Raw genomic sequence first — 26,354 nt, 5'->3', positions numbered from 1 at the left:
AAAATCGTTTTTTGCCTCTTACAAAATTCTCAAAACCTTTCATCTTCCAATATTCTATAAATCTTAAAATTACTTACCTTATATTAATTCATTTATCTGAAAAGTTCAATTATTTTTTCGGTAAATCATTATACATAGTCTGATTAATTTTTAACTAAATTAACAATAAAATACATCTATTCAATATGATTCCGGCATGAATATTATTACAATATAAATAACCGAGGAGATCCTATCCTCCTCGGTTATTACACTAATTATAGTTTGTACTGCAATTGTTTACACATGCAATTAACGCACCACGCAGAAATTTAATATATTAATAAAACTACAAAGTCACTGGCTTCTACATCTCTTATTTATTCCATTACCACAGCTAAAAATTTTCTATCCCATCCCCTACTTTAAGAAAAATATAACTACACTTAAAACAATCAACAATACACCGGAAAGTGGAAAACTTTTCTCTTCAGCTTTTATCTTTTCCTTAATAATATCTTTCATTTTTGTCCTTATATCCTCTGGGCATTTTCTAAATAAAATATTAGTTGTATGTAATGGTCTATTCAATATTCGAATTTTAACAGGAGAACCTGATAAATATATATTATTTTTATCCAATGTGAGTTCTATGTTCGCTTTAGTTAACCCTTTTTTCACTAATATATTCACCCGGCTAGAAGGTAGATTGAATACTGTGTAATCGTTAAAAGCTAATCCTCTAATATCAAAATGTGAGTATACAAAAATAAAAGTTATAAGCAACAAACATAATATCAATATAGTTTTCGTTAATGAAAGTTGCTCTAATACGTAGGAAGATGTTGTCATATAAGCGCAAAAGAATGCCATTAAATTACAAAGATAGTGGTTTACAATGAAAGTTTTTCGTATAACTATTATAAATCCGGAAATGATTAGTAGAATGCATACTAGATTCATTAACATATTTTCACCCTCCCAAAAACTATAACTATACAACTTTGTTATATTTCAACATTATTTACATATTCATAACTATAATTATTTTCATAAAATATAAAAGAGTCTCATTAAAAAATGAGACTCTTTTATAAATAAACTTACGGTTTTTGTAAAAGCAAACTATTTTTTCTATACTCAAGTGCCAAATCATGTACCCTTTCCATATTTTTAAAGTAGAATACATCTTCTTCATTAAGTCCTACTAATGTGTATGCAATTTTCAGTGAGTATGGTGCAATTTTTCTATTTAATTTACTCCCTACATATACTCCAGCTACTACACCTATCACTGTACCGATACCAGGTATTGCTATTGTACCTAGTGACGATCCCACAACACCTAAAATTGTATTGATGCCAAACCTTGAAAACAGAATTAAAGCTTTCACTGCTCCTAGACGTGCTTTGTCAGTAGCTTGTACTTGTTTAAAATCTCTATTCACCGAGGCTAAATCAAAGAGTAGTCTTATCCCTAAAACTATTTCTGTTGAATATGGTGCTAGTGCAAAAATTTCATCTGGTAAATCAATCCCTAAGTTTTCCCTCAATGTTTCCAATCCATCTTGTACATCTTGTGTAAATTCATAACTTGAGATATCGATTGGAATAAATTGTTCCTGTAATTCCGGTTTTGCAGCAAGAATTTTTTCTCGTATTTCTGAACTAGTAGCATAATAAACATCTGGATTAGCTTGCATAATATTAGACAAATGGTTTGCTTGCGCAGTATCCATCATTTTCACCTGAATTAACATTTCTTCCCCGTTTTCTTGGCTAATACCTTTTATATCCCATATAGGTTGGTTGGCACTCTCTGCAATAGTAAAATCATAGTCCGGATATCTTTCTGATAAATTATTTTGGACATAATATTCAAATTGCTTTCCTTTAACCCCATTTACAAAACCAGTAATAGAGCTTTCTCCCTTTTCATAAACTTCTACATACTTTTCATAAAGAGACATACCACTACTAGAAAGTTGTGGGTACTGGGAAGCATATGCATCAAACAACTCATCCGGAACATTCCTTGTTTCAAGTATTTGATAACCTATTATTGATGAATAAATGCCTGCTTGTAGTACAACATCCCTATCTTTTAACGCTTCTAAACGAGAAAACATTTTTTCTTTTGATACATTATTCGATGCTGATTTCGGTATTTTTTTTAACGACTCCAACATTTTATAGGATTCCATACGTACACCTCATAGAATAATTGCAATAATAGATAGTATCATTGCAATTAAAACACCTATATTGACAGCTAAATTCCGGTTATTATTCCCTGTAACTCCTAAATTTTTATTCACTTTTTCCAGAACTTTTTTTACTTCTCTTATCTCTTCCTCTTGATTCATCAACATACTTTTCATTTCACTAATATGTATATCTTGTTCTTCTACTTTAGCAGTTAATTTACTTATTTGTTCCATCCGTTTAGATGATTCGCTTTTTAACTTCTCATGTAAACTACTAATCTCCTCATCATTTTCATCTATGTTTTCTTGGAACAAAGACATAGATATTAAATTTTTATCAAATTGAGCTGCCAAGTCTGTAATCATTTCATGACTTTTCACAACTCTCGGTATTAATTCTTTATTTATTTGATCTTGTTCTTCCCAAAATTTTAATTTCTCTGCTATTTTAATTTCTTTAGATACTTCACTCAAAAAACGTTCGCTCCCTCTAACATACAATAATTCTAATATATTAGTAATTATAATAAAAGAATATCCTCATCACAACTACATTACCCCAAAAATGTTAAACATAGGGATTTATTTGAATGAAAGAAATATTTTAGATGAAACAAAACAAAAATGCTCTCCAAAAAAAATTTGAGAGAGCATTTTTATCTTTATACTTAAGGGTTAATACATTTACACAAAATAATGATTTGTTCCTATTTTATTTTCAAATCATTTTTGAAGTTTGTTTACCTAAAATAAACACTTTAGTAAACACCATCATGATAACTACAATAGCCAGAAAATAAAGTGGCATCACCATCAACGAGCCCGTATGGAGTTGACTCATTCCCCAAACTGTCATCGTTACAATTACATAATAGCCTAAGCTAAACAATGCTCCTGCTGTACCAATAACATCTTGAAAATCTACTAATGCTAAACTTAAACAGTTAGGCAACGCTACTCCAATTCCTAATAGCAATATAAACATCGCTAGTAAAAATCCAATCATATATATTACATTCGGATTTGATCCAACAAACGTAATAACAGATAAAAGGATAGCTCCTCCTGTCATTACAAGACAACCGATATATATAATCTTCTCTGGTTTATACGTAGCAAGTAATCGTTTTGAAACTTTCGCTCCAATAATTGAAGCAGAAGCAACAACAATTCCTAAAAATCCATACATACTAGGCGATAATTGAAAGTATTCAATAAAGATAAACGGTGCTTCTGCATAATAACTAAATAAAACACCATTCGCTCCTCCAATTAATAACCCATATGTTACTACTTTCGGATTTGTAATCAATCGTTTTAAAACAGAAAGCACATTTATCTTATTCGTTACTGAGCCCGTTTTTGTTTCTGGAAGAGAAACAAACGTATACAGAAAAATTCCGACACTCATAACTACTAAACTTAAAAATACGATTTTAAATCCAAACATTTGATCTAGAAAGCCACCAATTAACGGTCCTATCGCTGGTGTAAAAGCAATGACTGCCGAGATTTGAGCAAACATAACATGCCTCTTATGCCCTTCTACACTTTCACGAAGAATCGTTTGTGTAACAACAGAGCCAGCACTTGCTCCAAACGCTTGAATAAAACGACTTAGCAATAAAACTTCAATGGAATTTGCAATAAAGCATAAGAAACTACCTACACCATATATTACAATTCCAAATAACATTGCCGGGCGACGGCCAATTATATCCGATAACCATCCAATAAAAAATACACCTAAAGCAAATCCAGCGAAATACACACTAAGAGTTAACTGTACCTCATTATTACTTACATGTAGCGCCTTTGAAATGTCAGGTAAAGACGGTGTGTAAATCGTTTCACTAATTTGCGGAAATGCCACAAGAATAATCATTAACAAAATTGATGGTACTGAGACTTTTTTCATTTTTCATACCCTCCTATAACTTTGAAAATCTCAGAAATAAAGAGACTTTCCTAAGCTACGGAACAGGAGGGGCCATTATAGAAATCCGATCATAAAACAACAAAGAAAACACCTCAATTACGTATGTTAATACTTATAGGAGGGTAATATTAACATTGATTTTTTAAATATACTTTTTCAATTATATTACATATTGCGTTTCTTTTTCTAGTGTTGAGCCTTGGAGGCTTTGTTAAAAAGATAACTTGAAGATACCACCTTTTTATGGAATAATTAGAAATAGTTTGAATTAACAGTTCTAATTATCAAGCAATAGACCAGCATTTTTAATGTCGTAAAGCTTACAAACAGGAGGCCTTTCGTAATGATTGAAATTTTAAGGACAGTAATAAATTTCTTGATTGCTCTATTCTCAGGAGAATTACCAATTGTCTATTATGTGTGGATTATCACTCTTTTTATCATGCAAATAATCCAGGCTACACTAAGCTATAAGCTCTTTAAAAAGAAAGTCAATTTTAGCACTTATATGTCAACAGAGTTACTCGCTTTTATCATTCTATTATTTGGTGGTATGTTAATATCTAAGTTACTTGCCTACATAATAGACGATCCTACTATTAGTATGACAAATGTAACACATTATTTTATTTCCCTTATCATACTAACTATATTTGTCTCTATTGGCTTTATTAAAGACTTTTTACAATCATCTATTAGTAATAAAAATGTAGCTCTTTTTACCATTTTAGTAGTGTCCTTACTAGCTAGTATACTTTCATTCAAGTTTTTATCACCTTTCATTGCAGGTTCTTTTTCTCTTTCTAAATCTTTTATAACCACTTTAATTATTATAGTACTCGGATTCATTGCTGTATTAATTTCTTTAGAGGAAAAGTATGCAGATGAAGAGTAATTCTTGCATTTATAGTTTGAAATTGAGTGTCTATTCTTTTTTAGCCTTGTAACTAAAAAATAACAGTCATTGAATCGAAAATTAAGCAGAAATGAGGAAATACAATTGAGCATTGAACAACAATTATATGATGCAGTGAAAAATTTAATTGACCAAAGATATCCGCATAATTGGGGCGGAGCTGCAGCAATCCGTGTAGAAGATGGATCCATTTATACAAGCGTGGCCCCTGACGTAATAAACGCTTCAACAGAACTTTGTATGGAAACAGGTGCAATTTTAGAAGCTCATAAATTTCATAAGAAAGTTACACATTCGATTTGTCTTGCAAGAGAAAATGAGCATTCTGAATTAAAAGTATTATCACCTTGTGGTGTATGCCAAGAACGTTTATTTTATTGGGGACCAGAAGTACTATGCGCCATTACAAATTCGAAACAAGATATCATTTTCAAACCGTTAAAAGAGTTGCAGCCATACCATTGGAGCGAAGCATATCATGATGAATTTACAAAAGAATGGAGTACACGATAAAGTGGAGGTTACTCTCAAATAGCGGAGAATAAAGATTATTCACTAAAAAAGCACCGTCACAAATGACGGTGCTTTTTCTATGTAAGAGCTACTAGAAGTTTCCTTCTAGCCTACTCCCATTTATAAGTCCAAAATTGTTCAAGTTGCAGCCATTTTAAAGTTGCTGCATCTTTATTTTTGATTTTTGCATGTGTTTCTTCTAACATCGCTTCTGTTTGTGAACGATGCGCACCTAGTGCAGCTAATTTATGCTCGAATACTTCACTAATATTATTTACAACATCCGGCTCACCTAATACAGCTTCACGATTTCTCGTAATCGCAACTGCATGAATAACTGGACGTTCTTCTTTTTGCATACGTGATACAGCACGAACGACTGCGCGGCCAAATGCATCATGATCTGGATGTACACCGTGCTCTGGATAAAATGTAATAATTCGAGATGGATTTACTTCTTGAATGATTGCTTCAATTTTATCTGCAACGAAATCAACATCTTCAAATTCTAACGTTTTATCATGGAAACCAAGCATTCTTAAATCTTGAATTCCCATCGCTTCACATGCATCTTTTAATTCTTTTTCACGGATATTTGGAATCGTTTCACGGTTAGCGAATACGTTTTTCCCCATGTTACGTCCCATTTGTCCTAAAGTACCACACGCATATGTTACAGGTACTCCTTGATCTGTTAATAAGCGAATTGTTCCTCCCGCCGCAAATGCTTCATCATCTGGATGCGGAAATACAACAAGTACATGTCTCTCCATAAGTTTCCCTCCTTCTTACTTAAATGGTGTTAAGCTTAACTCAAGTGCAACTGCTAAGCGACCTTGATTATCATGCCCTGCAAGTAATAAACGCTCTTTATCGTCTACTTCCCAGTGCGTAATACCTTCTGCATATACCCAACCATGATCCATTTTCAAACCAACTCGGTATGGATTCGTTCCAGTAATCTTCCCGCGCTCAAAGCGAATAATTGCATTTCGAATGAATGCTCCAACTGTCATCATCTTTTCGTTAAAGTGTGACGCATACGCTCCGTTCGTTGTTTCTAAATGAATATATACATCTTTATTTACAAAACGTTCAATTTCACTTTGAATAAGAGAACTATCTTTTACTATTTCCATCGGAATTCACCTCTTTAAACCATTTTACGCAAAAATAATGTAAATTGCTATCTCTATATTAGAGGACAATGCTCACTTTTCCTAATAATTTGCACTGTGTTTTTTATATTTTTTATATGATATGTAAAAATCATATTTTTTCCTTCACTTTGTTAAATAGTTTTCTTTCTTTTTTGAATTTGCTACAATATATTTTATCCCGTATTAATATAGCGAGATACATTTCGACAATTGAATACATACTTTAAAGAAGGTGACATGATTGGAACAATCAGCACATGAAGTAGCAAATTGGCAATATTATTTTGCAATTGCCGTATTTTTAATCACGTACGGATTTATTATTTCTGAGAAATTGAATCGTGCTGTAATTGCACTATTCGGCGCTGCTATTATGATTATTTTTGGAGTTGTAGATTTACATACCGCTTTCACATCACATATTCAATGGGAAACGATCACCCTTTTAATTGGGATGATGATTCTCGTACATATTACGAGTCAATCAGGCGTATTTGAATTTGTGGCCATTAAAGCAGCAAAAGCAGCTGGCGGAAAACCAATCCGCATTTTATTATTACTATCCTTATTAACTGCTGTTGGTTCTGCCTTTTTGGACAACGTAACGACCGTTTTACTAATCGTACCTGTTACACTATCCATTACACGTATTTTAAAAGTAAACCCTGTTCCTTATTTGATTTCAGAAGTGCTATTTTCAAATATAGGCGGAACAGCAACATTAATCGGTGACCCACCGAACATTATGATTGGGTCAGCAAATAAGCATTTAGACTTTAATGCCTTTTTACTAAACTTAGCTCCAATCGTAATTATTATTTCTATCGTTACACTTGGCATTATTTACTTTATGTATCGTAACAAACTAAAAACAACTACTGAGCAAATTAAAATATTAATGGCATTGAACGAAAAAGATTATATTAAAGATCAAAGCCTCCTTTTAAAATCCATTTCAATTTTAGGACTAACTATTTTAGGCTTTGTACTTCATTCGATTATTCATGTAGACGCTGCTGTTATCGCGATGACAGGCGCTACACTTCTTATGCTAATTGGCGTAAAAGAACATGATATTGAAGATGTATTTGCCCACGTTGAATGGGTAACCATTTTCTTCTTCGCCGGACTATTCGTTCTCGTTGGCGGGTTAATTGATATCGGACTTATTTCTTCACTCGCAAAAGAAGTACTCGACGTAACAAATGGCGATATCGGTTTCGCTGCGATACTTATTTTATGGGTATCAGGCATTGCATCTGCGACAATTGACAATATCCCCTTTGTCGCAACGATGATCCCGCTTATTCAAGATTTAGCTACAGGACTCGGACTATCTGTCGACTCTCCGCAAATCGAAGTACTATGGTGGGCGTTATCACTTGGGGCTTGCTTAGGAGGAAACGGAACATTAATCGGAGCATCCGCAAACGTAGTCGTTGCTGGTATTGCAAAACGTGAAGGACATGCTTTCTCGTATATGGACTTCTTAAAAATTGGCTTACCGTTAACAATCATTGCGCTATTGTTATCACATGCTTACATTTATTTACGTTATTTAATGTAGACATTGTATTGCATGAAATTATATCGTCAAATACAAAAGGTATGCAGCACTATGCTGCATACCTTTTTTTCATCACCAAAATATACCTATAATTGCTAAACCACCTAAAATCATACCGCCAATTTGTCCAACGATTGCTGGCGATAATTGAACACCTTTTCTCACTTCAACAACCGGTCTTTCGTGCCTTAGTTGCTGCACTTCACTTTGAAGTTGATGTACACTTCCGTGTAATTCTTTAATTAGTTCCTTCAATTCAGCGACCTCTTCATTTACTGGTTTTGCTTTTTCTAAATTCATTTTGCATAGCTCCTTATAAATTCAATCAGTACACTGTAAAATTTCGCCAATTATCATTATATCTCCTGCATACTACATATATAATTTTGAATGTACTTTCTAACCTTGCAGCTCTATCCATTCATCAAGCAATATCCCCATAATAATACGATCAAAACACTTCCCATCCCTTTGAACTGCTTCTCTCATACAGCCTTCTATCTGAAAACCTATCTTTTTATACAACTCAATAGCAGCTTTATTATAAGAAATAACATCCAGACCAACGCGGTGCAAATTTAATTCATAGAAAGCATATTTTAAGATAAGATGGATCGCTTCTCTTCCATATCCTTTCCCTCTATCATTTGCATCTCCTATACCAATTGCTAATAAACCCGTTCTGTTATTCCACTCTATACCATGAATTGCAACAAAACCAATTAAGCGATCATCTTGAACTGTCCTTACCATGAAAGAAACACTATTCGATCTTCGCCCCTTTAATAGACCATCACTTACTATTTGTTGTATCGATTGCGGGAATGCTACATCTGTATCTATATTCCTTAAATACTCACTATCTTCTTGCCACATAGCCATTATTGCCGCATCAGCTTCTCTCATAGCTGATAATTTAATTGATTTATTTTGAAAAAGATTCATTGTCATTTCAAACTCCCCCTTTATTAAGTAACGGGGATAATTATTCTAGCCTATTTATCCCCTTGTTCCATAAACTGCTTTATAAACGGGATACTTACAATAAGCGCTGACATTGGCACATCTCCTTTGAATTCAATTAAATTCATTGTATAATTTTTTATTTATTCTAACAATAACAAAAAGGCCCCAAAATTTAGAGGGCCTTTCTTAATAGCAAAACTATATTATTTCGTAAACATTTTCTCCGCTTCGTCCATTGCCATTTTGTTACCTAAAGCAGAATAGTCAAGCCATGGTTGGTCATTGATAATGTATACGTGCTTGCCTTTAACTGCTTTTAAGTCTTTCCAGATTGGTGTTTCTTGAAGTTGTTTAAATGCCGCTTTTGCCTTATCGTCTCTATTTACAACAACGAAAATAGCATCTGCATCAAAGTCAGGTAATACTTCTTGTGAAATGACTTCGAAAGGACGGTTTCCATCAATTTTCTCTACACCATTTGCAGGTTGTAATCCTAAGTCTTGGAATAAAATTGGTCCCATCGGTCTTTTCGTACTAAATACTCGTAATTCTTTTGCAGTAACGCGAATTGCCATTACTTTTTCGTTATTACCTAACTCTTTATCTATTAAACTTTTTACTCGTTTTGATTGCTCTTCGTAATTTTGAATATATTTATCCGCTTCTTTCTCACGGTTTACAAGTTTACCAACTTGTTTTAACTGATCTCTCCACGTACCTTCATCTAAGTTGAAAGAATGTGTTTTTGCAATTTTTTCGTATTTCGCTAAATCTTTGCCCGCGTATTTTTCATCAACATAAATGTCAGTTGGCTTTAATTGAAGTAACGCTTCCATGTTTGGATCTGTTACAACACCAAGTTTCTTCGTATCTTTCAACTGCTCTTTTGCGTGTGGTAAGAAATCTTTTAAATCTCCACCAATAACAGAACCTACTGGTGTAATTCCTAATGCAAGTAAATTATTCGTTAAGTGAATGGACATAGAGGCGATTTTTGGATCATTACTTTTTTCCGTTTTTTTCGTTGCCTCTTCATTGGATTTCGTTTGACCACATGCTGCTAATACTAAAATACACATCATGCTAAATAAAATAGTAAGTTTCTTTTTCATATGTTCTCCTCTTTGAAGTATTTATTTTGTTTTTGTAAGTAAATAAAGAAAATACGGTGCTCCTAAAGCCGCCACTACTACACCAGCTGGAATAGAGTTTGGCTCAAATATAGAGCGACCTATCGTATCTGCTAGTACTAAAATAATCATTCCAATAATGCCAGCGAGCGGAAGGAAATGCTGATAGGTAGTACCCACTAACTTTCTTGCAATATGCGGAGCAACTAAACCGATAAAACCAATCCCTCCTGCCATCGATACACTCGCACAAGATAATCCAACCGCTGTAGCTAAAAGTAATAACCGTTCCTTTTGAACTGAAACACCAAGTCCTGCTGCCACACTATCACCTAGTGACAATGCATTTAACGTTTTAGATTTTAGCCATGCATATGGAGTTAGTATGAAAATCCAAGGTAATAATGCAAGGACATGAATCCAATCCCTTCCCCATACGTTACCAACTAACCACCTAGAAGCGAATGTATACGTCTCATCATTTAACTTGAGAGAGAAAAATAACGAAATCGCACTAAATCCAGCTGAAACAGCAATACCAACGAGAATAAGTCTAATAGGAAGTAAACCTTTTGACCGGTCACTCGCAAGTATAATAATTAAAAATGCAGCTAGTACTCCCCCGCCAAATGTAAATAACGGTATTAAAATCGATGCATTCTCATTAATAGAATGAAAGAAAGTAACGAATATAATTAGCCCGAAAGATGCACCTGCATGTAATCCTAAAATACCAGGGTCTGCAAGTACATTACGTGATAACCCTTGCAAAATCGCACCGGAAATCCCAAGGCCAATACCGGCTAACATTGTAATTATAATTCTTGGCATACGATAATCATATAGCACGGTTGCACTCTCAAAATCACCATAACCGAAAAGTGTTTGAATTACTTTAAGTGGCGCTATGCTTAGTGTCCCTGTATTTAAACTAATTAAAATGACAGCGATACTAATACAACCAAAAATTGTAGTTACAGTAATAGCTCTCTTTTTATCTGTGTTCAAAAGATCCTTCACTTATAGCTCCCTCCCAACTTTACGTGCTATATAGAGGAAGAACGGAACTCCAACAAGAGCTACCATAATTCCTATCGCAAGTTCTTTAGGAGGATTTACTGTTCTTGCCCCTAAGTCAGCTAAAACTAATAACATAGCCCCTAATAACGCTGACATAGGGATAATGAGTCGATAATTCACACCAACTAATTTTCTAGCAATATGCGGAATAACAAGTCCTACAAATCCGATAGAACCAACAGCTGAAACAGATACACCTGCAAGAATGACTACTATAATCATCCCTAGTATTCTCGTTCGGTTCGTTTTTACTCCTAAATTCGTAGCGACGTCATCCCCCATTGATATGAGTGAAATAGACCGCCCTATCACTGTCGCAAAAACAGTTGTTATGAGAATAATAGGAACTAAAAATTTCAAGTGTTCCCACTTAACCCCTGCAACACCACCAGCGTACCAAAATGCTAAATCTTGACTTAAATCATAATAAATTGCGACACCTGAACTTAACGAATGCAACAGTGCGGCCATAACTGCCCCTGCAATCGTTAACCTCATCGGTGTTAATCCGCCTGATGTTGCTGATCCGATAATAAAAATGAGTACTGTACTTAAAACCGCTCCAATAAAGGAAACAATCATTAAATAGGAATATGGCATATGCGGGAAAAAGGCAAAACTAAGTGCAACTACAAACATCGCACCTGCATTTATCCCAAGCACACCTGCATCAGCTAAAGGGTTTCGCGTTACTCCTTGCATAACTGCCCCTGCGACTGCAAAAGCTGCTCCTACCACTGTTGCACCAATTACCCTTGGAAGCCTTAATTCATAAATAATTTGGTGCTGCGTTACTTTCGGATTATAATCAAAAATCGCTGTCCATACAGTTTGCAAATGGATATCCTTTGCACCGAATGCAATAGCTAAAAATATAGATCCGATTAAACATAAAATTGTTAAGCTCATGAAACAAATGAACTTAATATGTATCCAGCGATTATTGCCAGCATGTACAGCAGACTTATGTAACATGTTTCATTTCATCCTTTATATTCCGTTGTTTTTTATAATTATTTTTAATTTATAATTATTATTGATAATAATTATCATTTTCATTTAGATATTATATCTCCACTCTTTTTAAATAGCAAACTATTTTTTTACTTTGCTACAATATTAAAATAATTATTACAATTCCCTTCCAAAACTTACAAATACACGCAAAATAGACTACTGGATTATTTTTAAAATTGTAGTATACTTAATCATTATTTTGAGTTTTCTAACAAAAAACATCGAAGGTGACACAATGTTCTATACAAAACAACTACTACACTTCACTTACGAGCAAGCATTATCTTGCTTATTCCCAGTCGTTATTTTCTTAACACTAGCCCTATCAAAAATCATTTCTATCCCAGGGTTATACCGCTACGATTTCATACTCATCGTATGTCTTCTTATGCAGTGGATTATGTACAAAACTGGAATTGAAACGAAAGACGAATTAAAAGTAATTACTATCTTCCATCTCATCGGCCTTCTACTAGAAATATATAAAGTACATTTCGGCTCATGGAGTTATCCGGAAGAAGCATATTCAAAAGTTTTTGGAGTTCCGCTTTACAGTGGTTTTATGTATGCAAGTGTTGCCAGTTACATATGCCAAGCGTGGAGAAGATTGCATTTACAAATGCATCATTGGCCAAGGGCTATTTTTGCAATACCTCTAGGAGCAATGATTTACTTTAATTTTTTCACACATCATTTTCTATATGACTTTAGATGGGTATTAACTTTACTATTATTCATCGTTTTCTTTCGAACATTTGTAGAATTTTCATTACAAGGCGTTACATATAAAATGCCACTCGTTCTCTCCTTTTTCCTTATTGGTTTCTTTATTTGGATTGCAGAGAACATCGCAACATTTTTCGGAGCATGGCAATATCCAAATCAGCGGGAAGCGTGGAATCTCGTTCACTTAAGCAAAATTAGCTCCTGGTTTTTACTCGTTGTTATTAGCATTATGATTGTTACACAACTTAAACATTTGAAGGCGTTGAAAAGATAACGCTGATTATGTAAAAACAGGTAGCCCATCACTCATTAAAAAGTGATGGGCTTTTTTACCTTCCTTATTAAAGGAGTTACACATTATGAGCTACTACTAGCAGAAGATGTCGCTGCAGATGAAGCGGCAATCGTTGCCATCATAGCTGCTTGTTGTGCTTGTATGAGGACTTCTATCATAGTTTGTAAACCTGTGTTGGTAGCTTTACTTTCCTCACCTTTCTGACTTACGAACAATTGAATAGCAATAAGAATATTCGCATCTGTATGCCAACGGAATAATTTCTCCCCCTGCAACTTTTCAATCAATGCTTTAATAGAATGAATCTCTTTTTCTCCATCCTCAAGTAACGCTAGTAGCCCAACTGCTGGATAATGCATCTGTTTCACTTTTACCTTTTCTTTTTTTAACGAATTCCATATGTTTGTACATGTTGCAACTAACATTTCTTCACGGACATCCTTCTTTAGTGAAAGAATGTGACTTAAAAACTGAAGATCATTCCCTTTACGCAAACCAGCTTTCGCTAGTTTCTGATACAGACGTTCCACTCGGTCCATAAGTGTTTCTACATTCTCTAATTGTCCTGCTAGTAAAACCGCGAGCGGATAATCATTTGTACCTGTAAGAAAAAGATGATCCTCTTTCATCCGTTTATATACTTGCATCGAACGCTGAATGTGCGTGCCATGCTGTTCATTTTCTTCTGTTAAAAGCACAGCTGCTGCGAGATAAGTAAATATACTCCGGCTAAAACCACCAGCGACTAATTGTTCATATAAATCTAAAAACTTCCGAAAAGCTTTCTTATAATCTGTAAAGTGAATATCTAAAGTTGCGGCTACCACAAAGCGATGATAAGACTTTAAGTATGAAAACATCCCCACCTGATTCTTAATATAACTACTAATTTCTAAAAAACGTCCAAGATCAAACAATTTATCACTACCTGTATACATAGCAGCAATCATCATACCTGTTCGAGAATCACTCGTTTTCCATTTTAGCTCTCCCTTTAACTGTCCATATGTATGTGTGTATTGCTCCAACTTTTGTTCTAATGTAATCATAGTATTCACCCCTATTTCTAGTCTTCTCTATTATTATACGTATATTCCATATTTAGGAACACCCTATTTCATACGGATTTTGCAACCTTATTTCTGTATGAGTTTCAATATTTTTCTATTATGTAAAACAAAAAATAATAACTATTCCTACTTCATCAGTATCACGATGGCAAGCGTTCATAATCCTTCAAGAAGTTCAACAACAAAAAAAGATAGATAATAAATTATCTACCCTTTTTGTTTATATATTATTTCACATTACACCTGTATTGTGAAAAATAAGGTTGTAACTACTTACACCTCAATTTTGACAAAACATTTGTAATTTCGTTTTTTATATGCAATTACACTTTACCAAAAACTAAAGAGCCTTAATAATACGTTCCATCGCCTTCATTTGCCCAATATGATCTGCTTCATGATAAAGCATCATACCGTATAGCTCCCCTACTGTTTCCAATCCTAGGAATAGCTCTGGAAGTTTATTTTCAAATGCTTCTGCTGGAATTTCGTTAATACGTTTTGCTTGTTCTTTTAATTGGACCGTTAATACTTCTAATGACGGTCCTTCTGTTTTCCATTTAGACGGCCTTGATCCATATCCAAACATACCTGGATATTCCGTTGGTAATTGTTTAAACTCTCTTCCAAACATGAATGTTTCCGCTGCTGTTAACACATGACCAATGTGCCAACGAATTGTATTATTAAATCCCTCTGGCTGCGTATCCGCAGTTTTATCATCTAACGTTTCCATAAATTTAAGTAATGCACCGCGCGTTATTTCAAATTGTTTTAAACCAACTAGTCTATTCATTTTATCGTTCTCCTTCTTGATGTACAATTTATTATGAACTAAAAATGTTCAATGTATTAAAGTTTCACCTTGTTTAATCTATCAGAAACAATGAAGAAATACATCTAATATGCTTAGTAAAAATAATAAAAAGGTTCACCTCTCGTATATATAGAATTACTTACTACACAAATAGTTTAGTAAATAAAAGAGGAGTGTTAATTTCATGTTACATGTGTTAAAACAACAATATAATCTTATTAGCTCTACAAGAGAAACTCTATTTACATTTTTGGGAGAAATCCCACTAGAAAAATTACATAGCACTGTTCCAAATTTCGGAAGCGGTAGCATTATAAAGACGCATATTCATGTAGCCGATTGCTACCGATACTGGCTTGGATCATTCGCATTCAAGCAAAAACGGGCAGATTTTTCATTTGCTAGTGATTATGAAATTGAGCATGCAGATATCGAGAAAGTCCGTGATAGATTTAAGTTAGTAGATGAGGTTGTAATACGTTTTTTAGATGAATACAATGACCGGTGGCTCGAAAATATAGCAAATGAAGTGAAATGGCAAAAAGAGCCTTGGAGCACAACTCCGCTATGGCTTTTAACTCATACAGAGACTCATGAGTTTCACCATAAAGGACAAATTGTATCAATGACTCGTCACCTTGGATATACTCCTCCTGATACAGATCTTAGTTAATTCTAACAACTCAACTACTATAACTGTCGTTAGCATTGTTTATATACGAAAAGGCTCTTCATTCTTTTTGATGTTGTTTATAGTTCTGCAATTTTTTTGCGGCACAAACTTGTATGTTATTTTAATTATGTTTGTGTCGTGTTCTTATTGATTAGTTTCATATCCATAAAAAATATATTAATATTTTTCCTTTTATTATTTGAGTTACTTAATCAATAAAAGGTTCTTTCTTTTTATTACGACTTCATACACCATAAAAACGAAAATTCCGAAAATTAAAGTTGGAATTGCTAGTAACACTTTATCATTTGGCACGTACACACTCCAAAAAGAATTAAGAAGCGCATGAAAAATTAGACACATAAAAATACTTTTAGTTGCGTTAAAAATTGTAGTAAGTAAGAAAGACACAGCAATTGTCGTAATTATGAAGGCTATAAAATCCCTTTGAGTTTGATTCGTGCCTGGAATAAACCATAACGGCCAGTGCCAAATTGCCCATATAAAGCTCACAATAACCGTACTAAAAAATGCCGAAAATCTTTTCTGAAGGGCAGGTTGTAAGAATCCTCTCCATCCAATTTCTTCAAGACCACCACCAACGATCATTATTGGAAAACTAAGTAATGCCACGTATAATGGTTTTTGCACCTTTTCTCCACCAAATATTGTTGGAAGATAACAGCTAATAAAAGCTAGAATAATGATTAGAATATACCATGCAAAGTGATGCTTAGGATTTACAATATTTTTAATGAAACTTCTAAACTCCTCTTGTGATCCATATTTTTTCTTTAGACTAATCGCAATGATTGCCGGCATAATCCCACCGAAAACAAATAGTATAATCGCTAGCGGTGTACCAAATGTCGTAATGTTTAATCTTATCAAGCTAATTAATAACCCCCAAAGTGTCCATGTAAATATTAAAGTACATATTACATATCGTTTAATCTCATTCCCCATTTACTTACCTCCTTTGTTTTAATTACAGCATAAATTTGGATAAAAGAAAATATTTCATGTTAAATTATCCCAAAAACACTAAAGGAACATCCATACTAAAATCAGGCTTTTATGAGTGAGCCCACTTCCACCTACCTACTTTGCTTCATTCGCAATTCGAATGTGGAGTCTTACTATTCGTAAAGGAAGAATAAATAACAAAAAGAAAGGGCTTATTTTGAAAAACGATAAAAACATGCGCTTTTAAAGTGACGATAAAATAATTTAATTCTTGTTGAACTACGATGCAGATTAATGGTACATGCTTGTTTTCAGCTTAAAATATCTATAAAAAACTCGTGGATACATTTTGTTATGTATAAAACTTTTATTATTTGTTTTAGGTATACCATACCATTATAAAATTCATGTAACATCGAATTAAGATTCATATTTTTTATGTAACACATTGAAGAAAGTTTAAGTATTTATACATTCAATTACTAACTAAAGGAGAAAATTATAATGAGATTAGAGAGTGAAAGAATTTATTTAAGACCTCTTTGCGAACTAGATGCCCCAATTATATTAGAAAGTACGATGGATACAGAGATACGTTATATGACTGGAACCAAACCTACTTTTTCATTGGAACAAATAAAGACACATATAGCTCATATAAATAATGATTCGAGTCGCTACGATTTTGCTATTTGTTTACAAAGCAATGACGAAATGATTGGAGAGTTGTCGATTTTAGATATCGATGAGGGTAACAAAAGAGCAGGCTTCCGAATATCGATGCTTTCTATGTCATTAACAGGAAAAGGCTATGGAACTGAAGCTATTAAAATAGTTTTAAGTTTTGTTTTTGAACAACTATCATTAAATCGTTTACAGTTAGAAGTGTTTAGCCATAATTTACGCGGAATTAGAGCTTATGAAAAAGTTGGGTTTGTAAAAGAAGGAACCTTACGTCAATCTTTATTTTATAACGATACATACTCGGATGAAATTATTATGGCAATACTTAAAAGTGATTATAAAGATATATCATTGTAAATAACTGTTCTTAAACTATTAAACAACTTTAAAGAACCTTACCACAATAAAGTGAAACTTTAATCAGTGGGGGCTTTGTTCATCCCCCACTGATTATTAGTTGAACCAATCGGGCTTTTACGGGCAGTTGATCCCCCATCTAACTTCTTTGCTTTCGCTGAATTTTGAGGTGGGGGTCTTACTGCCCGTTAATGCGGGATAAAATGCAGTAAGGCTCTTTCATTTTTATATCAAATAATAGCTCTTAACACATGTATTATATTAATACCAAATTGTCTCCGCATAATTATATGCATCACTATTCGGAATAGCATGTTTCCCTTGCGCTTGTGCCTTTCTTGGATCTAAATCATATACCATTGGTGTATAGCATGATGTTTGCCCTTTATTTACAACACCATTTCCTCCAGCACTTCCGCAAGTATATGCCTTTCCATCTGTTTTTCTAACAATCCTTGCATCAGCTTCATTATTATAAACTGCTGGGCGGGTTACAGTAACTTTTGCCCATGCTGTCTTACACGTCGTGCTAAATTTTAATTCTACATAAGAATTTGAATCAATCCACTTCTTTTCTTTCGTTACTGCTGATTAATCACAACTATTATAGTAAGGACTTTTCCCATCATACGAATGGTCTTCTGCATATGCTTTATCGCTACTGGTCGTACTAAACATACTTGTTAAAACGAACACAGATAGAAAAAGAAATGCGCCCACATTTTTAAAAAGTTTCATAGAATTCCACTCCTTTATTAATAACGTCCAGTTTTCCCGTAACCATTATTAATCGTCACCGCTTCAGCATCAGCTGTATAACCAAAATCAGCAGTTAAATCAAATACCATTCCTGTATACGTACTCGTTTGACCTGTTTTAATTGCTCCATTACCACTATTAGAGTCTACTGATTTTTGAAATACACCGTTTTTATATTTATTAATAACAGCGTAAGCATATATCCCTCCAGAAACAGAAGGGGCTGGTTGATCTAAAACAAGCTTAGACCATGCTGCGTGACATTTATTACTGTAACGTAAATATACTGTCCCTACTTTTTTACTACCTTCGTACACCGCTGTAGACTTTGCATTAAATCCATCTGCATCACACGTTGTACTGCCTCCGTATACTTTCGTTGTTGCTGGATTTTTCCCGTCATAATAACTACTAAGATCGGTAGCTGCAAATGTACTTCCTTGAAAACTAAATAATACCCCTACACTAGCTATACTTAACACACATACTTTCATTAGCTTTTTAAACATTGTAAATCTCCTCCCTCAAAATAAGTACGTATAATAAAGACAATCTATCCCCTATGTACGCCCCTCCTTTCATTCCACCTAGAGGCATCTTACAGAAACGAATAAACGTTGTAAATTCCCTTATGGTTATTGGAATATACGAAGAAATTTACTTATCCTTGTAAGAAAAAAAGTTGAGAAATACACATTTTATAGCATTCTTTATTTAAAACATAAAAGAACCGATACTTGTTACATGCAAGCATCGGTTCTCTCTATGCAAAAGTGCCATTTTTTCTTTTATATAAAATAAATATTTCTCCACTTAATCCGTCGTAAAAAACTCCCTCGTCACATCAATAAATTGTTGTAACGGAGCTGTCATCCACTTATCTTTATGCCAAGCAATTTGTGTATAAATCGGTAAAATTACATTTTCTAAATGTAACTCTTGTATCGTCCCTTCTCGTATATCTTTTTCTACTACTATTGCTGGTAAAACTGCTATTCCTAAATCTGCAATAACACATTGTTTAATTGCCTCGACACTAACGAACTCAATTTTATTTGCTGGATACACATCTTCTGTACGAAATAGCTCTTCAAATAAAGTTCGGTACGAGCAACCAAGTTCTGTTAACAAAAGTGTTTCCCTCTCTAAATCTTTTATAGAAACGGAAGTTTGCTCGAGTAAATGATGCCCTGAAGCAGCTACTACTTTTAATTCTTCTTTCATAAGCGGCTCCACATGTAAAGCATCTTCTGTTTTACATTCGTCCAAAATAAAGGCAAGATCGACTTTTCCCTCCATCAATTGTTCCTTCGCATCTTTATTGGAATGTGCTGGTTTAAATATAAGCTTTATTTGAGGAAATTGCGCTTTAAACCTCTTTAATATAGATGGTAGCCTATATGTACATTGACTCTCTTGCGCACCGATTATTAACGTACCTGCTATTTCCTTATCATCTTTCACAGCCATTTTCGCTTCATTACTAAGTGCAATCATCTTGTCGGCATATAATTGAAACTTTCTGCCTGCTTCAGTTAAAAAAAGACGTTTTCCTAATCTTTCAAATAACGGCGTACCTAGCTCAGCTTCTAACGTTTTAATTTGCGCCGTTACGCTCGATTGAGCAAAGTTTAATTTCTTCGCAGTTTGTGTAAAATTCAAAGTATCCGCCGCTACTTTAAATGTAATTAATTGTTTTATCTCCATTTATCGCCCCTCTTTTCAATCGATATTTCCGATTGATTTCATCAAAATAATCCTCTTTGTCTATTGATATTTGTATTGTATGATAAAGAGCATCGACAAACAACAATAAAAATGGAGGTATTCCATATGAAGGCACTTTGTTTCGAACAATTTGGAAGTCCAGATGTACTACAATATAAAGAAATACATGATCCAATCATAAACCCAAATGAAATTCTTATCCGTACGAAAGCAATCGGTTTAAATTTCGCTGATATTTATAGACGCCGCGGCGATTATCATCTCGCTGGAAATCCGCCATATATATTAGGTTATGAAGGAGCTGGTATTGTTGAAAAAGTAGGAGCTGACGTTACGAATATCAACCCTGGAGACCGTATTGCATTTGCTGATGTCCCATTTGCAAATGCAGAGCTAGTTGCTGTTCCGTCTGAGAAAGTAATTAAGCTTCCAGATTATATCTCTTTTGAAACAGCCGCTTCTGTCTTATTACAAGGATTAACAGCACATTATTTAACGAAAGGTAGCTATCAAATAAAACAAGGTGATATAGCTTTAATACACGCTGCAGCTGGTGGGGTTGGGCAACTTCTTATTCAAATAATTAAACTACTAGGCGGAAAAGTAATCGGCCTAACGTCGTCAAAAGAAAAAGCAAAGATAGCGACGTTAGCTGGTGCTGATCACGTATTTTTATATAGCGAGGCATGGCATACACAAGTAATTGAAATAACAAACGGTGATGGAGTAAATGTTGTATATGAATCAGTAGGTTCTACGTTAGAGGAAAGTTTTAACGCTACTAAAACTGGTGGTACTGTCGTATTTTACGGAATGGCCGGTGGTAATCCCGCGCCCGTTGATCCACGTATGCTTATGGATACTTCGAAAACTTTAACTGGCGGAGACCTTTGGAACGTGCTTACTACGTATGAAGAACGTAAAAAGCGATCTACTCAATTATTTGATTGGATCACTACTGGCAAATTAAACATTGCGAGCCCTACTAGATTCCCCTTACAAGATGGTGCTCTTGCACATAAATTATTAGAGAGCAGAAAAAGCACAGGGAAGATTTTATTAATCCCATAATCGTTCCAATAAGAAAAGGAAGCTAGATTTCTCTACCTTCCTTTTCTTATTTTTATATTTCCACACTTTCTTTACCTTTTGCAACATAACTCATATCCCCAACCAACTCGACTGTGTATGTTCCGTCTTTATATACAATCTTCGTCACACTAGCATTTTCTACTCCAAGTTTTGTTTTACTACTGTCTAGCATTTCAATTAATGCAGTAATCAAAAGCCCATGAACGACAACTAAAACGTTACCGCCACCATTTGCAGCAGCTTCTTCACTAATCTTATCAATCTCTGCTTTTATACGAGTAGAAAATAATTCCCAATCTTCCGCCTGTTTCGTAGGGTCTGCTGCTCTAATCAGATTAATCACTTCTTGAATCGAAAACTTCATAAGTTCTTCTGGTGATGCAACGCCTGCAGCTTTTCCAACCACATCCCACATATTTTCAAGTTTTTCACCTTCAAAAATACCAAAATTTAATTCTCGTAAATTTTTTCTTTTCTTAAGTTTCAACTTTGTTTGCTCACTATATTTTAATACTAAATTAGCAGTTTCAATCGCTCGGCCGCTATCACTACTATACGCATTCGCAAAAGGAACATCTTTTAATCCTGTTCCTAAATTAGAGGCAACTTCCACACCTTTTTCTACTAATGGAGAGTCTGCCCAACCTTGCGCGCGATGATTCGTATTTAATATTGTTTTTCCGTGTCTCGTAACATATAACGTAACTACATTCTCATTGCTATCTGTTTCTCGATTCTTCATTCTCTTCTCTCCCTTTACATTTCTATATCAATTTTACCATCTTAATTATTCATTGAGCAAAATATACGCAAGTGAATTTTCTTAATAAAAAAAGCTATCTTTCTGTATATCTCTACAAAAAGATAGCATCTTTTATGATTACATTTCTTAACTGATACTCCTACTCAGCAAAAGCACTCGAATATTGTACAATTCCTTCTACACCTTGCAGAGCGTTCTCACTTAACTCAATCACCATAAACACTTCATCTGGCACTTCAAATGGTGCTTTTATATTCCACTCACTCGCTTTCTTAAAACCAAATTTCGGATAATACTCTGGATGTCCTAATACTACAACTGATCCGTATCCAAGTTCTATCGCTTTTTCTAACGCAGCTCCAATCAGTTTGCCGCCAATTCCTTTTTTCTGATGGCCCCTAGCAACTGATACTGGTGCAAGTGCTAACGATTCTACAGAAGTTGCACCTTTCTCTATCGTAATTTTCGATAACATAATGTGACCAACGATTTCCTCATCTACTGCAACAATTGATAACGCCGGAACAAATGCGTCACATTCTCTAATACGTTTTACAAGTTCATGTTCTGTTTTATCACTAAATTCTTCATGTAAAAACGCTTGTTGTACAACTTCTTCTGTTTTTTTATAATCATTTTGTTGTTCTTGCCTAATCGTTACCATTCCATATTATCCTCTATTCTTTCTTATTTCTTTTTGGATTTTGCGAAGCGCTTTTTTCGATCCGCGCTCTATATCATGTTGCATTTTTCTTTCTTTATAATCGACAAATAGTGTATTTACATCGTATCCCTCTGGATATAACTCCTTCGCCGCTACCTCTAAAGTAATACGTTTTACGTTTACTTCAACGAATTCATCGTTATAATATACAACGACGTTATAGAAATTATCTATTTCCTTATAAAGGATACCAAAATCATCATAATCTAATAAATTTACACGATCGCCGATTTTGTACTCATAATGGTTTTCCCTTTTTTCTTGCACGAATTTCGGTTTTCTAATTTTACTTTCATTCACTTTTTCTAGAGCGTACTCTTTATTTCCCATATACTCTTTCGCTCTTTGTAGTACACGCTCTCTTACGTTCATTTTATTCGCAATCCAAAGCGCATTACTTTCACCTGATTTACCGATTACTAATTTATAAAGTGGTTCTAGTGTCTCACTATTAAATTGCATCGCTGCATTCATAAAATCATCATGCATTTCTGAGAATCGTTTAATTTCACCATAATGCGTACTCGCAACTGTAATACATCCTGCAAGATAAAACTCCTCTAAAATAGAAATTGCAAGTGCTGCTCCTTCATTCGGTTCAGTCCCGCTTCCTATTTCATCAAATAATAGCAACGTATTATTATTTGACATCCTCATAATCTCAGATAAATTTTTCATATGTGATGAAAATGTACTTAGTGCATTTTCAATACTTTGATTATCACCAATATCTACAAATACATGTTCAAAAATAGCAATTTCTGTTTCTTTATCTCCAGCAATATGCAAGCCTGACATTGTCGCTAAAGTCAACAATCCGATTGTTTTTAATACAATTGTTTTCCCGCCTGCATTTGGTCCAGTAATAATTAAACTACGGTAGTTTTGACCGATTTCAAAGTGTAACGGTACTGCTTTCCCACTTAAAAGCGGATGCTTACAATTTACTAAATGAATGTAGCCATGATCATTTAATTTCGGCTCTATTCCATCGATTGATTTACTAAACTTCGCTTTCGCAAATACCATATCATACTGACTAATTAATTCCATATTAATTTTTATATGATAAATATTTTCTACCACCATACCTGATAAAGTCGCTAAAATTTGATACTCTTCCATCGCTTCTTCTGCTTTCAAACTTGCGAGTTCCGCATTTAACTTTGTAACCGTATGCGGTTCTATAAATACAGTAGAACCTTTAGCGGACGCTTCAACTATACTTCCCGCAACTTGATTTTTATAAGAAGATTTAATTGGAATCGTATACCTATCATCCTTCTTACTAATAAAGAATTCTTGAATATACTTCTTATTTGCACTACTATTTAAAAACTTCGTTAAACGCTCTTTTATTTTTCCATCTACCGAATCAATATTATTGCGAATTCGTTTTAACTCTTTACTAGCAGCTGCATCAATACTGTTGCCTTTAATGGAAAAGTTAATTTCCTCTTCAATACTTTTATATTCAGTCATTGAATTTGCATAAGAAGCTAATACCGGCGCAAAAAATTCTTTATCTAGCATAAACTTTTTAATCTTTCTACATCCACGTAAAAAGTCTGCAACACTTACTAACTCTTCAGGATCTAAAATCATCCCTTTTTCTAATTTTTGAATTGTACTTGCAATATTTGAAATACCGAAGAAAGGAACATGCCCTTCTGCATCTACTATAGCTCGTGCTTCTGTCGTTTCATTCAAGCGATTCCTCACTACTCTTATACTCGTACTCGGCTCTAATTTATTTAATAATTCCTTACCTAATCCACTTACACAATAAGATTTCACTATTTCCTTTAATTCGTTATATTGTAACTTTTCAAAAGTCATCGTATTCATTATGTTTCTCCTCACTATGATTGATTTTTATCATAAATGAAGATACCTACTCATTAGATTCCAATGAGCCCTACATGATCAAATTACCATTTTTATACATTAAAAATATATACAAAAAAGCTGCGGGGATACCGCAGCTTTTACATTTACAAGGCATGTGTAATAACATATGAGGAAATAAGCCATAAAAAACGGATGGCAATCCTCCTATTACACGCTTTATAAAGTATTGTAGGTATCTTCATAGGTATCGAAATAAATCCACGACAAAATTAGGGGTATGATATACATAAAAATCCCCTGGTCTTATCCGATTTATTTCATTAAATTTTTCCTATTTAGTACCTACCGCACTCACAAAAAGCACCTCTCATTAATTTATATTATAGTCATTGAAATCTAATTTACTGAAATCATCATACTATATGTTTTGTGAGAAGTAAAGGTGTCAAACTATTCCCTTGCAGATTGTAAAGCTTTCATATAATCAACCTTTTTCTCAAGGGTCTTTTTCGCATCTTCAGCCGTTACTATATAATCTACCGCAATATGTAGTAATACATCCTTATTAGCATTTGGCAACTGAATCGTTATATCATCCACACTACTCTTACTATCTTCAATCGTTTTATTAAATTCCTGAATACTTCTTGCAACCCCAGCTAATGTTTCCATATGTGCACAGTTGTTTACATCTAAAAAGATATTACTGCTGAAAACCGCCGTAACATAATGCTTCGGATGCTTCTTCGCTATTTTTTTCTCTGCATCCTTACCGAAAACAGTATCCCCTGTTTGCATTTTCTCGAAAGTAAGTATAGTATTAGTCCCTTTTTCTTCATAATATGTATTGAATCTTTCTCGTAAATCATTCGCTTCTTTTTTTATTTTATAGTTATCATTATTTACCTTTGGAGAGGTTCGTCCATCGAAATATATTTGAAATTGCAAATATGGTTCAGCTACTTGCTGTACATAAGCGATTCGTGTATCTGGTCCTAAAAAATCCTTACCTTGACTAGGTATTTCAATTCGATCTAGTTTTACAGAAATACCATGCTCCGATTTTGTATAACTTTGTGCTTTTTGTTCAATTTCTTCATCCGATATATCACATGATGTTAATAATAATAAACTAAACATTATGCTATATTTCATTATTGTTCTTTTCATATTGCCTCTCCTTTTGCTACTACTGCCTATACAGAAATGTCCTTATCGTTTTTAAATTACGATTTATATAAAGAACTTCTTTTAATAACTAACAGTGCAAAAATACCTATTTATTATCATTTTACACTTATAGTGTAATTTTACACCATATTCATTTTACCGTAAAGCAAATATACTATCTATTTAAATCACGTTAAAAACATAC

Annotated in this window: 26 protein-coding genes and 2 pseudogenes; 7 read left to right on the top strand and 21 right to left on the bottom strand. The window is 33.9% G+C overall.

Annotated features, from left to right (window positions below):
- Positions 1 to 399 precede the first annotated feature (399 nt).
- The 4 genes from AABL52_RS10350 to AABL52_RS10335 form a co-directional block, all read right to left on the bottom strand.
- Positions 400 to 948, bottom strand: a complete 549-nt coding sequence (locus tag AABL52_RS10350; RefSeq protein ID WP_341519320.1) for a hypothetical protein — start codon at positions 946 to 948, stop codon at positions 400 to 402.
- 134 nt (positions 949 to 1,082) lie between these two features.
- Entirely contained in the window at positions 1,083 to 2,183 is a 1,101-nt protein-coding gene (locus tag AABL52_RS10345) for a DUF456 domain-containing protein (RefSeq protein WP_341519319.1), read from the bottom strand.
- Between the two features lie 9 nt (positions 2,184 to 2,192).
- Positions 2,193 to 2,660 (bottom strand): hypothetical protein, encoded by a 468-nt coding sequence (locus AABL52_RS10340; RefSeq protein WP_098985901.1) that lies wholly within the window; start codon positions 2,658 to 2,660, stop codon positions 2,193 to 2,195.
- 244 nt (positions 2,661 to 2,904) lie between these two features.
- A complete protein-coding gene (locus tag AABL52_RS10335) occupies positions 2,905 to 4,104 on the bottom strand; it encodes a multidrug effflux MFS transporter (protein WP_341519318.1) in 1,200 nt (399 codons plus the stop codon).
- Between the two features lie 364 nt (positions 4,105 to 4,468).
- Here AABL52_RS10335 and AABL52_RS10330 point away from each other — a divergent pair, with 364 nt between their 5' ends.
- Positions 4,469 to 5,020 carry a DUF5823 family protein gene (locus AABL52_RS10330; RefSeq protein ID WP_341519317.1) on the top strand — a complete coding sequence of 184 codons (552 nt, stop codon included), beginning with the start codon at positions 4,469 to 4,471 and terminating at the stop codon, positions 5,018 to 5,020.
- A 105-nt stretch (positions 5,021 to 5,125) separates the two neighbouring features.
- A complete protein-coding gene (locus AABL52_RS10325; protein ID WP_000021272.1) occupies positions 5,126 to 5,554 on the top strand; it encodes a cytidine deaminase in 429 nt (142 codons plus the stop codon).
- A 110-nt stretch (positions 5,555 to 5,664) separates the two neighbouring features.
- On the opposite strand, the gene bshB2 is transcribed toward AABL52_RS10325, so the two are convergent.
- A complete protein-coding gene (bshB2, locus tag AABL52_RS10320) occupies positions 5,665 to 6,327 on the bottom strand; it encodes a bacillithiol biosynthesis deacetylase BshB2 (protein WP_000439468.1) in 663 nt (220 codons plus the stop codon).
- Positions 6,328 to 6,342: 15 nt separating this feature from the next.
- Positions 6,343 to 6,693 carry a YojF family protein gene (locus AABL52_RS10315; RefSeq protein WP_098141620.1) on the bottom strand — a complete coding sequence of 117 codons (351 nt, stop codon included), beginning with the start codon at positions 6,691 to 6,693 and terminating at the stop codon, positions 6,343 to 6,345.
- A gap of 262 nt (positions 6,694 to 6,955) precedes the next feature.
- Here AABL52_RS10315 and AABL52_RS10310 point away from each other — a divergent pair, with 262 nt between their 5' ends.
- Complete coding sequence (locus tag AABL52_RS10310) at positions 6,956 to 8,281, top strand: ArsB/NhaD family transporter (RefSeq protein WP_048543830.1); 1,326 nt, start codon at positions 6,956 to 6,958, stop codon at positions 8,279 to 8,281.
- 72 nt (positions 8,282 to 8,353) lie between these two features.
- On the opposite strand, the gene AABL52_RS10305 is transcribed toward AABL52_RS10310, so the two are convergent.
- The 5 genes from AABL52_RS10305 to AABL52_RS10285 all read right to left on the bottom strand — a co-directional run bounded on the left by AABL52_RS10305 (position 8,354) and on the right by AABL52_RS10285 (position 12,432).
- The gene (locus tag AABL52_RS10305) at positions 8,354 to 8,581 is read right to left on the bottom strand and encodes a hypothetical protein (RefSeq protein WP_001047302.1); all 228 of its coding nucleotides are present in this window, start codon (positions 8,579 to 8,581) and stop codon (positions 8,354 to 8,356) included.
- A 99-nt stretch (positions 8,582 to 8,680) separates the two neighbouring features.
- A complete protein-coding gene (locus tag AABL52_RS10300; RefSeq protein ID WP_341519316.1) occupies positions 8,681 to 9,232 on the bottom strand; it encodes a GNAT family N-acetyltransferase in 552 nt (183 codons plus the stop codon).
- A gap of 218 nt (positions 9,233 to 9,450) precedes the next feature.
- On the bottom strand, positions 9,451 to 10,359 hold the full coding sequence (locus AABL52_RS10295) for an iron-hydroxamate ABC transporter substrate-binding protein (RefSeq protein ID WP_341519315.1): 909 nt from the start codon (positions 10,357 to 10,359) through the stop codon (positions 9,451 to 9,453).
- 21 nt (positions 10,360 to 10,380) lie between these two features.
- Entirely contained in the window at positions 10,381 to 11,397 is a 1,017-nt protein-coding gene (locus AABL52_RS10290; RefSeq protein ID WP_341519314.1) for a FecCD family ABC transporter permease, read from the bottom strand.
- On the bottom strand, positions 11,398 to 12,432 hold the full coding sequence (locus tag AABL52_RS10285) for a FecCD family ABC transporter permease (RefSeq protein ID WP_097843016.1): 1,035 nt from the start codon (positions 12,430 to 12,432) through the stop codon (positions 11,398 to 11,400). It abuts the gene before it with no gap.
- Between the two features lie 277 nt (positions 12,433 to 12,709).
- Here AABL52_RS10285 and AABL52_RS10280 point away from each other — a divergent pair, with 277 nt between their 5' ends.
- The gene (locus tag AABL52_RS10280) at positions 12,710 to 13,474 is read left to right on the top strand and encodes a DUF817 domain-containing protein (RefSeq protein ID WP_341519313.1); all 765 of its coding nucleotides are present in this window, start codon (positions 12,710 to 12,712) and stop codon (positions 13,472 to 13,474) included.
- Positions 13,475 to 13,557: 83 nt separating this feature from the next.
- Here AABL52_RS10280 and AABL52_RS10275 read toward each other — a convergent pair.
- Both AABL52_RS10275 and AABL52_RS10270 read right to left on the bottom strand, forming a co-directional pair.
- Positions 13,558 to 14,594: pseudogene (locus AABL52_RS10275) on the bottom strand (DUF4003 domain-containing protein).
- Between the two features lie 311 nt (positions 14,595 to 14,905).
- Positions 14,906 to 15,361 (bottom strand): DinB family protein, encoded by a 456-nt coding sequence (locus AABL52_RS10270; RefSeq protein WP_341519312.1) that lies wholly within the window; start codon positions 15,359 to 15,361, stop codon positions 14,906 to 14,908.
- Positions 15,362 to 15,566: 205 nt separating this feature from the next.
- Between AABL52_RS10270 and AABL52_RS10265 the strand changes: the two genes are divergently transcribed.
- A complete protein-coding gene (locus AABL52_RS10265; RefSeq protein ID WP_016135070.1) occupies positions 15,567 to 16,055 on the top strand; it encodes a DinB family protein in 489 nt (162 codons plus the stop codon).
- A 204-nt stretch (positions 16,056 to 16,259) separates the two neighbouring features.
- Here the strand turns inward: AABL52_RS10265 and AABL52_RS10260 are convergent, their stop codons facing one another.
- The gene (locus AABL52_RS10260; protein WP_341519311.1) at positions 16,260 to 17,021 is read right to left on the bottom strand and encodes a CPBP family intramembrane glutamic endopeptidase; all 762 of its coding nucleotides are present in this window, start codon (positions 17,019 to 17,021) and stop codon (positions 16,260 to 16,262) included.
- 504 nt (positions 17,022 to 17,525) lie between these two features.
- On the opposite strand from AABL52_RS10260, the gene AABL52_RS10255 reads away from it, so the two are divergent.
- Complete coding sequence (locus tag AABL52_RS10255; RefSeq protein WP_001235426.1) at positions 17,526 to 18,062, top strand: GNAT family N-acetyltransferase; 537 nt, start codon at positions 17,526 to 17,528, stop codon at positions 18,060 to 18,062.
- A 261-nt stretch (positions 18,063 to 18,323) separates the two neighbouring features.
- Here AABL52_RS10255 and AABL52_RS10250 read toward each other — a convergent pair.
- From AABL52_RS10250 to AABL52_RS10240, 3 genes and pseudogenes are all read right to left on the bottom strand, one after another.
- A pseudogene (locus AABL52_RS10250) lies at positions 18,324 to 18,800 on the bottom strand (DUF2690 domain-containing protein).
- Positions 18,801 to 18,817: 17 nt separating this feature from the next.
- Complete coding sequence (locus AABL52_RS10245; protein WP_016135073.1) at positions 18,818 to 19,330, bottom strand: DUF2690 domain-containing protein; 513 nt, start codon at positions 19,328 to 19,330, stop codon at positions 18,818 to 18,820.
- A gap of 304 nt (positions 19,331 to 19,634) precedes the next feature.
- Positions 19,635 to 20,528, bottom strand: coding sequence for a LysR family transcriptional regulator (locus AABL52_RS10240; protein WP_341519310.1), 894 nt, complete (start codon positions 20,526 to 20,528; stop codon positions 19,635 to 19,637).
- A 126-nt stretch (positions 20,529 to 20,654) separates the two neighbouring features.
- On the opposite strand from AABL52_RS10240, the gene AABL52_RS10235 reads away from it, so the two are divergent.
- Positions 20,655 to 21,620, top strand: a complete 966-nt coding sequence (locus tag AABL52_RS10235) for a quinone oxidoreductase family protein (RefSeq protein ID WP_341519309.1) — start codon at positions 20,655 to 20,657, stop codon at positions 21,618 to 21,620.
- 52 nt (positions 21,621 to 21,672) lie between these two features.
- Here the strand turns inward: AABL52_RS10235 and AABL52_RS10230 are convergent, their stop codons facing one another.
- The 4 genes from AABL52_RS10230 to AABL52_RS10215 all read right to left on the bottom strand — a co-directional run bounded on the left by AABL52_RS10230 (position 21,673) and on the right by AABL52_RS10215 (position 26,149).
- On the bottom strand, positions 21,673 to 22,383 hold the full coding sequence (locus AABL52_RS10230) for a histidine phosphatase family protein (RefSeq protein ID WP_341519308.1): 711 nt from the start codon (positions 22,381 to 22,383) through the stop codon (positions 21,673 to 21,675).
- 160 nt (positions 22,384 to 22,543) lie between these two features.
- Positions 22,544 to 23,068 carry a GNAT family N-acetyltransferase gene (locus AABL52_RS10225; RefSeq protein WP_341519307.1) on the bottom strand — a complete coding sequence of 175 codons (525 nt, stop codon included), beginning with the start codon at positions 23,066 to 23,068 and terminating at the stop codon, positions 22,544 to 22,546.
- Positions 23,069 to 23,074: 6 nt separating this feature from the next.
- On the bottom strand, positions 23,075 to 24,976 hold the full coding sequence (locus AABL52_RS10220) for an endonuclease MutS2 (protein ID WP_341519306.1): 1,902 nt from the start codon (positions 24,974 to 24,976) through the stop codon (positions 23,075 to 23,077).
- A gap of 453 nt (positions 24,977 to 25,429) precedes the next feature.
- Positions 25,430 to 26,149, bottom strand: coding sequence for a hypothetical protein (locus AABL52_RS10215; RefSeq protein ID WP_341519305.1), 720 nt, complete (start codon positions 26,147 to 26,149; stop codon positions 25,430 to 25,432).
- Between the last annotated feature and the right edge of the window lie 205 nt (positions 26,150 to 26,354).

Origin of the sequence: Bacillus paramobilis, from assembly GCF_038096195.1 — a bacterium.
Lineage (GTDB): Bacteria > Bacillota > Bacilli > Bacillales > Bacillaceae_G > Bacillus_A > Bacillus_A mobilis.
Note: the sequence above shows the minus strand (reverse complement) of the source record. Positions and strands in the feature narration are given on the sequence as shown.

Coding starts and splice junctions, on each gene's coding strand:
- AABL52_RS10350 (WP_341519320.1), bottom strand. CDS start 948: ATGTTAATGAATCTAGTATGCATTCTACTAATCATTTCCGGATTTATA.
- AABL52_RS10345 (WP_341519319.1), bottom strand. CDS start 2,183: ATGGAATCCTATAAAATGTTGGAGTCGTTAAAAAAAATACCGAAATCA.
- AABL52_RS10335 (WP_341519318.1), bottom strand. CDS start 4,104: ATGAAAAAAGTCTCAGTACCATCAATTTTGTTAATGATTATTCTTGTG.
- AABL52_RS10330 (WP_341519317.1), top strand. CDS start 4,469: ATGATTGAAATTTTAAGGACAGTAATAAATTTCTTGATTGCTCTATTC.
- bshB2 (WP_000439468.1), bottom strand. CDS start 6,327: ATGGAGAGACATGTACTTGTTGTATTTCCGCATCCAGATGATGAAGCA.
- AABL52_RS10315 (WP_098141620.1), bottom strand. CDS start 6,693: ATGGAAATAGTAAAAGATAGTTCTCTTATTCAAAGTGAAATTGAACGT.
- AABL52_RS10305 (WP_001047302.1), bottom strand. CDS start 8,581: ATGAATTTAGAAAAAGCAAAACCAGTAAATGAAGAGGTCGCTGAATTG.
- AABL52_RS10300 (WP_341519316.1), bottom strand. CDS start 9,232: ATGACAATGAATCTTTTTCAAAATAAATCAATTAAATTATCAGCTATG.
- AABL52_RS10295 (WP_341519315.1), bottom strand. CDS start 10,359: ATGAAAAAGAAACTTACTATTTTATTTAGCATGATGTGTATTTTAGTA.
- AABL52_RS10285 (WP_097843016.1), bottom strand. CDS start 12,432: ATGTTACATAAGTCTGCTGTACATGCTGGCAATAATCGCTGGATACAT.
- AABL52_RS10280 (WP_341519313.1), top strand. CDS start 12,710: ATGTTCTATACAAAACAACTACTACACTTCACTTACGAGCAAGCATTA.
- AABL52_RS10270 (WP_341519312.1), bottom strand. CDS start 15,361: ATGAATAGACTAGTTGGTTTAAAACAATTTGAAATAACGCGCGGTGCA.
- AABL52_RS10265 (WP_016135070.1), top strand. CDS start 15,567: ATGTTACATGTGTTAAAACAACAATATAATCTTATTAGCTCTACAAGA.
- AABL52_RS10260 (WP_341519311.1), bottom strand. CDS start 17,021: ATGGGGAATGAGATTAAACGATATGTAATATGTACTTTAATATTTACA.
- AABL52_RS10255 (WP_001235426.1), top strand. CDS start 17,526: ATGAGATTAGAGAGTGAAAGAATTTATTTAAGACCTCTTTGCGAACTA.
- AABL52_RS10245 (WP_016135073.1), bottom strand. CDS start 19,330: ATGTTTAAAAAGCTAATGAAAGTATGTGTGTTAAGTATAGCTAGTGTA.
- AABL52_RS10240 (WP_341519310.1), bottom strand. CDS start 20,528: ATGGAGATAAAACAATTAATTACATTTAAAGTAGCGGCGGATACTTTG.
- AABL52_RS10235 (WP_341519309.1), top strand. CDS start 20,655: ATGAAGGCACTTTGTTTCGAACAATTTGGAAGTCCAGATGTACTACAA.
- AABL52_RS10230 (WP_341519308.1), bottom strand. CDS start 22,383: ATGAAGAATCGAGAAACAGATAGCAATGAGAATGTAGTTACGTTATAT.
- AABL52_RS10225 (WP_341519307.1), bottom strand. CDS start 23,068: ATGGTAACGATTAGGCAAGAACAACAAAATGATTATAAAAAAACAGAA.
- AABL52_RS10220 (WP_341519306.1), bottom strand. CDS start 24,976: ATGAATACGATGACTTTTGAAAAGTTACAATATAACGAATTAAAGGAA.
- AABL52_RS10215 (WP_341519305.1), bottom strand. CDS start 26,149: ATGAAAAGAACAATAATGAAATATAGCATAATGTTTAGTTTATTATTA.